Annotated in this window: 8 protein-coding genes and 1 pseudogene; all 9 read left to right on the top strand. The window is 61.4% G+C overall.

The window, feature by feature from the left end:
- Positions 1 to 263, top strand: a pseudogene (locus VFO93_RS06135) (hypothetical protein); the annotation flags it as partial.
- A gap of 230 nt (positions 264 to 493) precedes the next feature.
- Positions 494 to 3,220, top strand: a complete 2,727-nt coding sequence (locus tag VFO93_RS06130) for an alpha-L-rhamnosidase (protein ID WP_325133463.1) — start codon at positions 494 to 496, stop codon at positions 3,218 to 3,220.
- Positions 3,221 to 3,381: 161 nt separating this feature from the next.
- Positions 3,382 to 4,617 carry a glycoside hydrolase family 88 protein gene (locus tag VFO93_RS06125; RefSeq protein WP_325133462.1) on the top strand — a complete coding sequence of 412 codons (1,236 nt, stop codon included), beginning with the start codon at positions 3,382 to 3,384 and terminating at the stop codon, positions 4,615 to 4,617.
- Between the two features lie 25 nt (positions 4,618 to 4,642).
- Complete coding sequence (locus tag VFO93_RS06120) at positions 4,643 to 5,773, top strand: sialidase family protein (protein ID WP_325133461.1); 1,131 nt, start codon at positions 4,643 to 4,645, stop codon at positions 5,771 to 5,773.
- Between the two features lie 11 nt (positions 5,774 to 5,784).
- Complete coding sequence (locus VFO93_RS06115) at positions 5,785 to 7,200, top strand: alpha/beta hydrolase family protein (protein ID WP_325133460.1); 1,416 nt, start codon at positions 5,785 to 5,787, stop codon at positions 7,198 to 7,200.
- Between the two features lie 145 nt (positions 7,201 to 7,345).
- Positions 7,346 to 9,211 carry a right-handed parallel beta-helix repeat-containing protein gene (locus VFO93_RS06110; RefSeq protein ID WP_325133459.1) on the top strand — a complete coding sequence of 622 codons (1,866 nt, stop codon included), beginning with the start codon at positions 7,346 to 7,348 and terminating at the stop codon, positions 9,209 to 9,211.
- Between the two features lie 73 nt (positions 9,212 to 9,284).
- Positions 9,285 to 11,579 carry an alpha-rhamnosidase gene (locus tag VFO93_RS06105; protein WP_325133458.1) on the top strand — a complete coding sequence of 765 codons (2,295 nt, stop codon included), beginning with the start codon at positions 9,285 to 9,287 and terminating at the stop codon, positions 11,577 to 11,579.
- Positions 11,580 to 11,713: 134 nt separating this feature from the next.
- A complete protein-coding gene (locus VFO93_RS06100) occupies positions 11,714 to 12,340 on the top strand; it encodes an L-rhamnose mutarotase (RefSeq protein WP_325133457.1) in 627 nt (208 codons plus the stop codon).
- Positions 12,341 to 12,508: 168 nt separating this feature from the next.
- Complete coding sequence (locus VFO93_RS06095) at positions 12,509 to 13,579, top strand: Gfo/Idh/MocA family oxidoreductase (RefSeq protein WP_325133456.1); 1,071 nt, start codon at positions 12,509 to 12,511, stop codon at positions 13,577 to 13,579.
- Positions 13,580 to 13,643 lie beyond the last annotated feature (64 nt).

Below are 13,643 nucleotides of genomic sequence, written 5' to 3'. Positions count from 1 at the left end.
TAGATTTTGATACGAATAGTGACATTGATAATCCTTCGAAGCCTTTATCACATGCTGCCTTAGTCAAACGTTATATTGAAAAAAAGTATCCTGAATTAGCTACTTTGACATTCAAAGAGAGTGATTTACAAGGCTCTGCTAATCAAATTATTGTAAAAGCACGGGTAAAAAAGTCGACAGCTACTAAGGGTAAGAAAATCCCAGTTACTAAATCAACTGGGGGAAAACGTAGTTCTGGCGGCTCACAATTGAGTATTCTATAGCGGTATGTTCATTCCACCATCCTCCCCACACCATGCACAAATCGACCAGATTCGTGCTAACATCCTAGAATAACGGGAAGCAAAAAAGTCCGAACTATGTGGGTGCCGAACTGCGCCCCGCGCACCCCCCAGCCGGCCCGGTGGCCGAGGCGCTTGCTCCACGTGGGGGCGGGCGTAGGGGGGAGGCTCCGACTATGACTGCGAGACTACTGTTTCTTCTGCTTACTTGTTTGTCGCTCACGGCGTTGGGGGCCGCGCCGCCCGCCGCCGTGCAGCTTCAGCGGCTGCGCTGCGAGCTGCTGACCAACCCCGAAGGCATCGACGCCACCGCCCCGCGCCTGAGCTGGGAGCTGAGCAGTGCCGCGCGTGGGCTCACCCAAACCGCCTACCAGGTGCTGGTGGCCTCGACCCCCGAAAAGCTGGCCGCCGACGAAGGCGACCTCTGGAACTCGGGCAAGGTGGCGTCGGGCCAATCGGTGCACGTGGCCTACGCCGGGGCGCCGCTCCGCAGCCGCGCCCGCTGCTACTGGAAGGTGCGCACCTGGACCGACCAGGGCGAAACCGCCTGGAGCCCGCCCGCCCGCTGGAGCATGGGCCTGCTCAACTACCTCGACTGGAAAGGCCGCTGGATTGGCCTGGACCGCGCCTTTCCGTGGGACGATGAGACGACCCACGCCCGGCTATCGGCCCGCTATTTCCGCAAGGAGTTCAAGGCCGCGAAGGCCGTGACGCGGGCCACGGCGTCCATCATCGGGCTGGGGCTGTACGAGCTGTATGTGAACGGCCAGCGCGTGGGCGACCAGGTGCTGGCGCCCGGCCCCACTGACTACACCCAAGGCGTGAAGTACAACACCTTCGACGTGACGCGCCTGCTGCGGCCGGGCGCCAACGCCCTAGGTACCGTGCTGGGCAATGGCCGCTTCTACGCCATGCGGCAGCACTACAAGCCGTACAAAATCAAGACTTTTGGCTACCCCAAGCTGCTGATGCAGCTGGATTTGGCCTACGCCGACGGCAGCCACGAGGTCGTGAAAACCGACGAAACCTGGCAGGCCACGGCCGACGGCCCCATCCGGGCCAACAACGAGTACGACGGCGAAGAATACGACGCCACCAAGGAAATGCCTGGCTGGAGCGCCGCCGGCTTCGACGCCCAAAAGTGGGGCAAGGCTGAGCTGGTGCAGGAGCCCAGCGGCGCCTTCGAGGCCCAGATGAACGAGAACATGAAGGTGATGGAAACCCTGAAGCCGGTGGCCCTCAAGCCGCTGGCGGGCGGCAAGTTCATCCTCGACATGGGCCAGAACATGGCCGGCTGGCTGCGACTGCGGGCCACGGGGCCTAGGGGCCAGAAAATCACGCTGCGCTTTGCCGAGACGCTGCAAAAAACCGGCGAGCTGTACGTGGCCAACCTGCGCGACGCCCGCGTGACCGACGTGTACACGCTGCGCGGCGGCGCCCGCGAAACCTGGGAGCCCACGTTTGTGTACCACGGCTTCCGCTACGTCGAAATCAGCGGCTACCCCGGCACGCCCACGCTGGCCGATTTCGACGGCCGCGTGGTGTACGACGACCTGGCCACGACGGGCGAGTTTACGACCTCCAATGCTACTATCAACCAGGTGTATAAGAACGCCTATTGGGGCATTCGGAGCAACTACAAGGGCATGCCCATCGATTGCCCGCAGCGCAACGAGCGGCAGCCCTGGCTCGGCGACCGCACCACCGGGGCCTACGGCGAGAGCTTCGTGTTTGATAACTCGCGGCTGTACGCGAAGTGGCTCGACGACATTGCGCAGGCCCAAAAAGCCGACGGCAGCATCCCCGACGTGGCCCCCGCCTTCTGGCGCTACTACGGCGACAACGTGACCTGGCCCGGCACCTACCTCACCATCGCCGACATGCTGTACTCGCAGTATGGCGACGCCCAGCCCATCGCCAAGCACTACGACTCGATGCGCCGCTGGCTCGCCTACATGCGCGCCAACTACATGACGGACAGCAACATTATCACCAAGGATAAGTACGGCGACTGGTGCGTGCCGCCCGAGTCTGAGAAGATGATTCACTCGCAGGACCCCGCCCGCAACACCAGCGGCGAGGTCATCGCCACCAGCACTTACTACCACATGCTGACGCTGATGCAGCGCTTCGCCACCGTGCTCGGTAGGCCCGCCGATGCGCAGGAATACGCCGCCCTAGGTGCCAAAATCAAGGACGCGTTCAACCAGAAGTTTCTGAACGCCCAAAACCAGCAGTACGCCAACAACACCGTGACAGCCAACCTACTACCCCTGGCCTACGGCATGACGCCGGACGCCGAGCGGGGCAAGGTGTTCCAGAACATCGCCGATAAAATCCTGGTCGAGAACAAGGGCCACATCAGCACCGGCGTCATTGGCACGCAGTGGCTCATGCGCGGCCTCACCGCCGAGGGCCGGCCCGACATTGCCTACAAACTGGCCACCAACCGCGACTACCCCAGCTGGGGCTACATGGCCGCCAACGGCGCCACCACCATCTGGGAGCTCTGGAACGGCAACACCGCCGACCCCGCCATGAACTCCCAAAACCACGTGATGCTGCTCGGCGACCTGCTCATTTGGTACTACGAAAACCTGGCCGGCATCAAGTCGGCCCCCGACGCGCCGGGCTTCCAAACCATCGAAATGAAGCCCGCCCTCATTGCCGACCTCAGCAGCGTGCAGGCCAGCTACCGCTCGGTGCGCGGCCTCATCCGCAGCAGCTGGCAGAAAGACGCCAGGCGCTTCACCTGGCACATCACCGTGCCCGGCAACACCAAGGCCCTGGTTTACCTCCCGGCCAAGTCGGCCAAAGACGTGGAAGAGGGCGGCAAGAAAGTTGCCAATGCGCCGGGCGTGAAGTTCGTGCGCATGGAGGGGGATAGGGCGGTGTTTGAGGTGGGCTCGGGGGAGTATGCGTTTGTGGCGAAGCAGTGACCCGTTTACCCCACCCCCGGCCCCTCCCCTCCGGGGGAGGGGAGCCGACTGCAAGCAGACGTAACCAATCGTCCGGCTCCCCTCTCCCGGAGGGGAGGGGCCGGGGGTGGGGTTACACAGTCGGTGTGCCGTCTGGACACTATCATTTCAAGTTGATATTGATGAATAAAGCATTTGGTTTAAATAAGTTAAAAGCAAACGGCCTAGCCTTAGCAATAGGGGCCACGCTACTAGCGTGCCCACCAGCCACCCACGCCCAAACGCCCACGCCCAACCCCGCGCAAATCCCCGCTACCGCCAAGTGGTCGGAGCGCATGGCGCTATCCGTTTTAAAGCGTAGCCCCTGGCTCCAAAATCCCGCGCTGCCCGACTCCTGGGGCTACACCCAGGGGCTGCTGATGCACGCGCTCGAAGCCCTGGAGCACCAGAACCACGACCCGCGCCTGCGTACCGCCTTGCAGCAGTACGGCGACAAAATGGTGGACGCCCAGGGCGAGATTCACAACAAAGACTACAAGCCGCAGGACCACAGCCTCGACAACATCAACTCGGGCAAGCTTCTGTTTCAGCTCTACACCGATACCAAGCAGGAGAAGTACAAGCTGGCGCTGCAAAAGCTGTACGCGGAGCTTCAGCAACAGCCCAAAACCACCGACGGCGGCTACTGGCACAAGAAGAAATACCCCAGCCAGATGTGGCTCGATGGCGCTTACATGGCCAGCCCGTTTGTGGCGCAGTATGCGGCGTATTTCAAGGAGCCCGCCGGGTTCGATGAGGCCGCCAAGCAGCTGCTCTTGCTCGAAAAGCACCTGCGCGACCCTAAAACCGGCCTGCTCTACCACGGCTGGGACGAGAAGCACGTGCAAGCCTGGGCCAACCCCCAAACCGGCCAGTCGCCCAACTTCTGGGGCCGCGCCATCGGCTGGTACGGCATGGCGCTGGTGGATGTGCTCGACTACCTCCCCGCCAAGCACCCCGACCGCCCCAAGCTGATGCAGGTACTCGACCAACTGGCCGTCGCCATCCAGAAATACCAGGACCCCGCCAGCGGCCTCTGGTACCAGGTGGTGGACAAGGGCGGCCAGCCCGGCAACTACCTGGAAGCGTCGGCCTCGGGTATGTTCGTGTACACGCTGGCCAAGGGCGTGAACAAGGGCTACCTCAATAAGAAGTACCGCCCGGTAGCCCAAAAAGGCTTCGATGGCATCACGTCCAAGCTCATCGAAGTGAAGCCTGATGGCGAGCTTAATCTGCTGCAAGTGTGCGAGGTAGCTGGCCTAGGTCCCGGCACCGAGCGCAACGGCTCCTACGAATACTACGTGGGCGAGCGCATCAAAATCAACGACCTGAAGGGAGTAGGCCCATTCATCCTGGCCAGCCTCGAACTCAATAAATAGTGGCTCCGGCCAGCTACGAATAGCTATGAAAAAGACCTTCTTGTTACTGTCCCTTGCTCTGCTTGGACACGCGGCTTCGGCCCAAACGCAGCCTTGGAAACATGGCATCGTCACTGACGAATTCATCTTCGAAAAAGCGCCCTTCCCCGAGAGCCACGCCGCCACCATTGCCGAGACGCCGAAGGGCCTCGTGGCCGCCTGGTTTGGCGGCACCAAGGAGCGCAACCCCGACGTGGGCATCTGGGTGAGCCGCCAGGAGGGCGGCAAATGGACGGTACCCGTGGAGGTAGCTAACGGCATCGTCAGCGAAACCCTGCGCTACCCCACCTGGAACCCGGTGCTGTACCAGGTGCCGGGCGGGGAGTTGCAACTGTACTATAAAATCGGGCCTAAACCTTCGGAATGGAAAGGCTGGCTGCGAACTTCCAAGGACAATGGCCTGACGTGGTCGACGGCGCAGGCGCTGCCGGAGGGCTTCATTGGGCCGGTGAAGAACAAGCCCGTGCTACTCAAGAACGGCACGCTGCTATCGCCTACCAGTACGGAGGGCAGCGGTGGCTGGCGCGTGCATTTTGAGGCGACGCAGGACTTTGGCAAGACCTGGAAGATGATTGGGCCTGTTGACAACGGCGGAACCAAGGGCGCCATTCAGCCCAGCATCCTCACCTATAAAAATGGCCACTTACAGGCGCTGTGCCGCAGTCAGGACCGCGCCATCCTGGAAACCTGGTCGTCGGACCAGGGGCAAACCTGGTCGCCGCTGGCGAAAACTACCTTGCCCAACAACAACTCCGGTACCGACGCCGTGACCCTGCAGGACGGCCGCCAACTGCTGGTGTACAACCACGTGCTGCCGCCTGGCGATAAGGCCAAGGGCCCGCGCACGCCGCTGAATGTATCGGTGTCGAAAGACGGCAAAACCTGGTACGCAGTGGCCATTTTGGAGGACTCGCCCATCAGCCAGTACTCGTATCCCTCGGTGATTCAAACCAAGGACGGGCTGGTGCATTTTATGTACACCTGGAGGCGGCAGCGCATCAAGCACGCCGTGCTCGACCCCAAGAAGATGAAGCTGGTGAAAATTGAAAACGGCGTGTGGCCGGCGATAAAGGGTTACAAAGCGCCGGAAGGCACGGCGGAGATTACCAAGGATTAAGGACTGGAGCCATGTTCAAGAAAGTTTGTCTAATAGCCGCCAGCTTTTTCATTACCGCCGCCGCCCAGGCCCAAGCGCCGTCCCCATTGTCGAACTCCGACGACCAGTACCGTGAGCCCTTGCAGCAGGTACTTGACGAGATTCAGCAGCGCTACGGCGTGAAAATCCGGCCCGATGCGGCCATGGTGAAAGACAAGTACGTGACCTACGCCGAGTGGCGCTTTCGGCCCGATGTGGACGAGACGCTTCGCAACGTACTATCCCCGTTTGACTACCAGGCAGCCAAAACTGGCGATAAAGCCTACAAGCTCAAAACCTTCCAATACCACCTCAAAACCCCCGACGAAGGCGCGGCCCAACTGGCCCAACTCGCCAGCCGCTACCACGACGTGGCCACTTGGGAGGCACGCAAGGCCGAGCTGCGCAGCTGCATGTGGTCGGCGCTGCGGCTGTCGCCCATGCCCGCCAAACCGGCCAGCAAACCCATTATCACCAACAAGCGGCAATTCGATGGCTACACCGTGGAGAACGTGGCCATCGAGACGCTGCCCGGCTATTACATGACGGGCTCGGTTTACAAGCCGCTGAAAGTGAAAGGCAAAATTCCGGTCATCATCAGTCCCGACGGGCACTTTGGCGACGGGCGCTACCGGGCCGACGCCCAGTTGCGCTGCGGCACGCTGGCCCGCATGGGCGCGATGGTGTACAGCTACGACTTGTTTGCCTGGGGCGAGTCGCTGCTGCAGTTCAAGGGCGAAGACCACCGCCGCAGCCTCGCCATGACGGTGCAGGCGCTGAATGGCGAGCGGGCGCTGGACTACCTGCTGTCGTTGAAAGACACTGACAAAACCCGTGTGGCCATCACCGGCGGCTCGGGCGGCGGCAGCCAGACCATGCTGCTGACCGCCCTCGACGACCGCATCAAGGTGAGCGTGCCGGTGGTGATGCTTTCGACCTACCACAGCGGGGGCTGCCCCTGCGAAAGCGGCCAGCCCGTGCACCTCTGCGGCAACGGCACCAACAACGCCGAGCTGGCCGCCATGGCCGCCCCGCGCCCCCAGCTCGCCATCACCGATGGCGGCGACTGGACTGCCCAGACACCCGAAGTAGCTTATCCCTACTTGCAGAAAATCTACGGCTACTACGGCAAAACCGACCTCGTGCAAAACGTGCATCTGCCCAAGGAGGGGCACGACTACGGCCCCTCGAAGCGACAGGCTATGTACGAGTTTATGGCCAAAAACCTAGGCCTGAACCTAGCCGCTGCCGAAGACAAGGCTGGCAAGCTAGATGAGTCGAAAGTGACGGTGGAAAAGCAGGAAGCGCAACTCGTTTTCGGGCCAAAAGGCGAGGGGCTGCCGGCCAATGCGCTGCACAGCTTTGAGGACCTGCAGGCGGAGTTTAATAGGCTAACTGCCGCCCGATGAGCAGCGTAGCGCGGGCTTTGTGGTCCGCGCACGAGTGCAGCGAGTGTCCACGTCTGCGTCGGTCGGTTTCAAACATCATTCAAGTGCAGCCAACCATACTCGCTGCGCTCGTGCGCGGACTCGCAGAGTCCACGCTACTCTCAGCATGACTCGAACATTACTTATCGCCCTCAGCCTGCTAGGTGCCTCGTCGGTTCGCGCCGCTGACATTTGGGTTACGCCCAACGGCTCCGACCGCAACCCTGGCACCGCTGCCCAACCACTGGCCACCCCCAATGCCGCTTTGCGCCAAGCGCGCGACCTGCGCCGCCTGCACGATGCCTCCGTGGCTGATGGCGTGCATATCTGGCTGAAAGGCGGCGAATACCGGCTGACGGAGCCGTGGTTTTTTCGCCCCGAAGACGCGGGCACGGCCGCCAGCCCCACGGTGGTAGCCGCCGCGCCCGGCGAATACCCGGTGCTGAGTGGCGGCGTGTCCGTAACCGGTTGGCACAAGGCCGTAAGTAAAATTGCCGGCTTGCCAGTCGCCGCACAGGGCCAGGTATGGATGGCAAATGCGCCGCAGTTTGGCGGCCGGGCGCTCGATTTCCGCCAGTTGTGGGTGAACGGCCGCAAAGCCACCCGCGCCCGCACACCCAACAACGACAACCTTCCGCGCCTGCTCACCTGGGACACTGACAAGCGCGAAACTACCGTGCCCGCTACCGCCCTAGGTGGCATAAAGCAGCCCAGCCAGCTGGAAATGGTGCTGCACCAGATGTGGGCCGTGAACGTGCTGCGCGTGAAAACCCTGGCTGTGCAAGGCGATAAAGCCCGCCTCACGTTCCAAGAGCCCGAAAGCCGCGTGCAGTTCGAGCACCCCTGGCCGCGGCCCATTATCAAGGGCAAAAACGGCAGCTCGGCCTTCTACCTCACCAACGCCATCGAACTGCTCGACCAGCCCGGTGAGTGGTTTTATGATGCCGCCAGCAGGCAGGTGTACTACTGGCCCCGCGCCGGCGAAAACTTAGCTACCGCCCGCGTGGTAGCGCCAGCCCTAGAAACGCTGGTGCGCGTGCAGGGTACTCTCGACCAGCCCGTGAGATACGTGCAGTTCAAGGGCCTGACTTTTGCCTACACCACCTGGCTGCGGCCCTCGCAGCAGGGCCACGTACCCCTGCAAGCGGGCATGTATTTGCTGGATGGCTACTCGCTGGCCAAGCCCGGCACGCCCGACAAAGCCGGCCTCGAAAACCAGGCCTGGATAGGCCGCCCGCCGGCCGGGGTGCAGGTGCAAAACGCGCACCACACGCGCTTTGAGCGCTGCCAGTTCCGGCACCTAGGTGCCACGGGGCTCGATTACCAGAGCGGCACCCACGACGACGCGGTGGTGGGCTGCACCTTCCGCGACGTGGCCGTGAACGGCCTGCAACTGGGTAAGTTTTCGGACGAAAGTGTGGAAACGCACCTGCCCTACAACCCGCAGGACGAGCGCGAAATCTGCGCCAATGAGACGATAGAAAACAACCTCGTCACCGACTGCGGAAACGAGGATTGGGGCGCAGTGGGCATCGCGGCGGGGTTCGTGCGGGGCGTCAGCATCCGGCATAATGAGATTTCGCAGGTGCCCTACACCGGCATCAGCCTGGGCTGGGGCTGGACCAAAACCGCCAACGCCATGCGCGACAACCGCGTGCTGGCCAATTACGTGCACCACTACGCCCAGCACACCTACGACGTGGCCGGCGTGTACACGCTTTCGGCCCAGCCGGGCACGGTCATCAGCGAAAACCGGGTGGATGAAATCGGCCGCGCGCCCTACGTGCACGACCCCGACCACTGGTTCTACCTCTACCTGGATGAGGGCTCGTCCAACATCACGGTGCAGGACAACTGGTGCCCGGCCGAGAAATTCCTGGCCAATGCCAACGGGCCGGGCAACGTGTGGAAGAACAACGGCCCAATGGTGAGTGAGGCGATAAAGCAGGCGGCGGGATTGGAGGCGGAATATCAGGATTTGAAAAGGCCCTGACGCCGTGAACCTCACCCCCGGCCCCTCTCCAAAAAAGAGGGGGGCCTGACGACTCAAAAAACCAACTGATTTTATGAAAAAACACTTTCTAACAAACATCAAAAAATCGTCAGGCTCCCCCTCTTTTTTGGAGAGGGGGCCGGGGGGTGAGGTTCCTCCAGTCGGGCTGTCCGACTCCCCTCTCCTGGGGAGAGGGGCCGGGGGTGGGGTCACGCGCTGGGCCGCCGCCTTCCTCCTGCTCCTCCTCGCCTTCCCATCCTTCGCCCAACGCGCCACCTGGATTTGGTATCCCGGCGACTACGAAATCTGGCTCGGCAACCAGATGCAGAACCGCCGCACCGAGCGTGGTACCTTCTTCCCGGTGTTCTGGCGCATGGACAGCCATTACGTGCTCATCGACTTCCACAAGGATTTCGACCTCGCGCAACCCGAAGAAGTGGAGCTGCGCGCTGAGGGCCAGTACAACGTGAAGCTCGACGGCAAGCCCCTCACCGGCGCGCCCACCCGCCTCACGGTGCCGGCCGGCAAGCATCGCATCAATATCAAAGTGTACAACCAGGCTACGCCGCCGGCCGTGTTCGTGCGCGGCAAAACCATTGCCTCCGATGCGTCGTGGCTGGTGACGTATGAGGACAAGGAATGGATTGATGCCTCCGGTAAAACCTCCGACCAATCGGGCACCACTTGGCTACAAGCCGGGGCCTGGAACTTCGACGCGCCCGAGATGCTGCCGTCGGCTTTCAAACTGCCGACGAAGGCGCTGCGGGCGGCCAAGGTTGAGCGCACGTCGACTGGCCTGGTAGCCGATTTCGGCCGCGAAACCTTCGGCTACATCACGCTGCACGGGGTGAAAGGCAAGGGCCAGGTAGCGGTGTATTTTGGCGAATCGAAGGAGGAAGCGCAAGCTACCGAAACCTGCGAAACGCTGGAATACCTGCCCGTGAACCAGCCGCAGAAGGGCGACCAGACCACGACGCTGTCGAAGGCGTTTCGCTACGTGAACATCCGGCCGGGGGCGGGTGTGAGCCTCGATTCGGTGTCGCTGCTCTACGAGTACGCGCCGGTGGCCGAGCGGGGCAAATTCCGCTGCTCCGACGCGCAGCTGAATAAAATATGGGACGTGGCGGCTTACACCATGCACCTCAATACGCGGGAGTTTTTCATCGACGGCATCAAGCGCGACCGGTGGGTGTGGTCGGGCGACGCCTACCAGAGCTACCTGATGAACTACTACCTGTATTTCGACACGCCCACCGTGAACCGCACACAGTTTGCGCTGCGCGGGAAAGACCCGGTTACCAGTCACCTCAACACCATCATGGACTACAGCTTCTACTGGTTCATCAGCGTGTACGATGCCTACCAGTACACCGGCGACAAGGCGCAGGTGCAGCAGCTCTACCCCCGCATGCAAAGCCTGATGGACTACTGCCTAGGTCGCCGCAACAAAGACGGCCTGATGGAAGGCCTGGCCGGCGATTGGGTGTTCATCGACTGGGCCGACGGGCTGAGCAAGAAGGGCGAAGTGAGCTTCGAGCAACTGCTGCTGTGTCGCAGCCTCGAAAGCATGGCCTTGTGCGCCAAGCTGGTGGATGACCAGGCCGGCGCGCAGCGCTACCAGCAGCTAGCTACGGAGTTGAAATCTAAAATCTTCGCCACCTACTGGAATGCCGGCAAGGGCGCCCTGGTGCACAGCCGCGTCAACGGCCAGCCCACCGACCACGTGACGCGCTACGCCAATATGTTTGCCATCTTCTTCGACTACCTCAGCCCCACACAAGAGCAGCAGGTGAAGAAGTCAGTGCTGCTGAACCCGCAGGTACCCAAAATTACGACGCCCTACATGCGCTTCTACGAGCTGGAAGCCCTGTGCGCGCTGGGCGAGCAACCCTACGTACTCAAGGAGATGAAGTCGTACTGGGGCGGTATGCTGGACCTAGGGGCCACTTCCTTCTGGGAAGAATACGACCCCGCCAAAAAGGGCGCCGAACACTACGCCATGTATGGCCGGCCCTTCGGCAAGAGCCTCTGCCATGCCTGGGGCGCCAGCCCGATTTACCTGCTGGGCAAGTACTACCTCGGCGTGAAGCCGCTCACGCCGGGCTACGCCACCTACGAAATCGTGCCCGCCCTAGGTGGCTTGCAGTGGATGGAAGGCACCGTGCCCACCCCGCAGGGCGACATCGCGGTGCGATGCGATACCAAGCAAATCAAGGTGCGCGGCGCCGTGGGCACGGGTACGCTGCGCTTCCGCAGCAAGTCGAAACCGAGCTGCAAAGGTGGCAAAATTGCCTCGAAAGGTGGCAGCCAATACGAGCTCACGATGGAGAAAGGGCGGGAGTACGTGGTAACTTATCAGGCCTTATAATGGACCAAGCGCTGCGTTCTTCTGCGAAAACTTCTGCGTTCCTCTGCGGTGCATGGCGTCAGCATTGGCATCTGCGCTGTCTGCTGCTTTGGCTGCCCCTGCCCCTGACGGCCACTGCGCAAGCCGGTGAAAAAATGGCCATAGTCGAAATCATCGGCCCCGGCAAAACGCCCGTTGCGGCCGAAAACCTATTGAAGCTGTGCCGCAAAAACCACGTGCCGGCCACCGGCGTGTATAGCTGGCAAAACCACCTCGTAGCCTACGGAAAAGTAGCCAGCATGCAGGCGCTCCAGAAGAATCTGGCCGTGCTTTATGCCGGGAACGAGGTGAAGTTTTACCCCGCGCCCTTCTACAAATTCGACCGGCAGTATTGCACCGATAAAGTCACGGCTAAGCAGTGGGACAACATCATCCTGACTGCTAACCTGGTTAAAGACCCCGCCAAGCAGCAGCAGTACCTGAGCCACCACGCCACCCAATTCCGGCAGTGGCCCGAAGTGGCTCAGGGCTTCTGCAACGCCAGCTTTCAGCAGCTGCTGGTGTTTCGGCAGGGGCGGCAGCTGGTGCTGGTCATCAGCATTCCGCACGGCGCGAGTCTGGATGAGCTGAACCCGAAAACCTCGTTGAACAACCCGCGCGTGGACGAGTGGAACAGACTGATGAAGCAGTACCAGGAAGGCCTGCCGGGTACCAAACCGGGCGAGGTATGGGTGTTTCTAAAGCCGGTGATAGTACCGAAAACAGCGCCGGCTAAAAACTAACCGTCATGCTGAGCGCAGCGCAGCGGAGTCGAAGCATCTCTATTGGTGAACTAACTCTTGACGCTAGCAACGAAGCGGTAGAGATGCTTCGACTGCGCTGCGCTCCGCTCAGCATGACGGTTAATTATAAGCGCCTCGCCAACAACTCAAAACTCTTAACTCACAAAAATGCTCACCCTCGGAATCCTGGGCCTCGGTGAAGGCCGCAGCACCATGTCGGCTGCCCTCAATAGCCCGAAATGGAAACTCAAAACTATCTGCGACCGCAACGAAGACCTGTGCCGGCACCGGGCCGAGGAATTTAATTTTCCGCACTACACCACGCAGTACCAGGACCTGCTCGATGACCCGGAAATCGACGCCGTGGCCATCTACACCCCCGACCACCTGCACGCCGAACACGTGGCCCAGGCCCTGCGCGCCGGCAAGCACGTGGTGTGCACCAAGCCCTTCATCGACGACCTAGGCAAGGCCAACGAGCTGCTGGAACTGAGCCGCACTACGGGCAAAAAGCTGTTTGTGGGCCAAAGCTCCCGGTTTTTCGAGCCCATGAAGCGGCAGCGCGCCGACTACGAGGCCGGCCTCATCGGCGAGCTCATTACCATCGAAGCCTACTACCACGCCGACCACCGCTGGTTTTTGGAAAAAGGCTGGTCCTTGGAAAACGCCTTCAAGTGGCTCTACGGCGGCCTCAGCCACCCGGTCGATTTCATCCGCTGGTACCTGCCCAATATCGAGGAGGTGATGGGCTACGGCATGCTCAGCAGCAACGGGGCCAAGGGCGGCCTCAAGCACCAAGACACCATGCACTTCATCTTCAAAAGCACCGACGGCCGCGTGGCCCGCGTGAGCGGCTGCTACACCGGCCCCGTGCAGCCCGTGACGCGCGACTCGGAGATGAGCTGCATCCTGCGCGGCACCGAGGGCGCCAGCCAGGGTGACTACATGGACCTGCGCTACGCCATCACGGACCGCACCGGCGAGGAGCGAATCATTACCTGGGAGCATAAGCTCAAGCACTACTTCCGCTTCGAGGGCAAGAGCCACCACGCCGGCGAGTACCAGAATTACCTGGAGTATTTCGCCGATTCCATCGAGCAGAATTTCACGGCTTATCCTGACTTGAAAGAAGGTATCGGGACGGTGGCGCTGTTGCAGGCAATGGATAAGTCGCTGAGTACCGGCCAGCCGGTGAAGGTGCAGGCGCTGCTGGCCGAGCACGGTATTGTGCTTGATTAGAACGACCAGAAAAAAGGCCGTCATGCTGAGCGCAGCGCAGCGGAGTCGAAGCATCTCTACCTCA

The organism is Hymenobacter sp. (genome assembly GCF_035709525.1).
Taxonomy (GTDB): domain Bacteria; phylum Bacteroidota; class Bacteroidia; order Cytophagales; family Hymenobacteraceae; genus Hymenobacter.
This window is presented reverse-complemented; position numbering and strand designations above follow the sequence as displayed.

Bases quoted from the DNA above. Each gene is read 5' to 3' on its own strand.
- VFO93_RS06125 (WP_325133462.1), top strand. From the start codon at position 3,382: ATGAATAAAGCATTTGGTTTAAATAAGTTAAAAGCAAACGGCCTAGCC.
- VFO93_RS06120 (WP_325133461.1), top strand. From the start codon at position 4,643: ATGAAAAAGACCTTCTTGTTACTGTCCCTTGCTCTGCTTGGACACGCG.
- VFO93_RS06115 (WP_325133460.1), top strand. From the start codon at position 5,785: ATGTTCAAGAAAGTTTGTCTAATAGCCGCCAGCTTTTTCATTACCGCC.
- VFO93_RS06110 (WP_325133459.1), top strand. From the start codon at position 7,346: ATGACTCGAACATTACTTATCGCCCTCAGCCTGCTAGGTGCCTCGTCG.
- VFO93_RS06105 (WP_325133458.1), top strand. From the start codon at position 9,285: ATGAAAAAACACTTTCTAACAAACATCAAAAAATCGTCAGGCTCCCCC.
- VFO93_RS06100 (WP_325133457.1), top strand. From the start codon at position 11,714: ATGGCCATAGTCGAAATCATCGGCCCCGGCAAAACGCCCGTTGCGGCC.
- VFO93_RS06095 (WP_325133456.1), top strand. From the start codon at position 12,509: ATGCTCACCCTCGGAATCCTGGGCCTCGGTGAAGGCCGCAGCACCATG.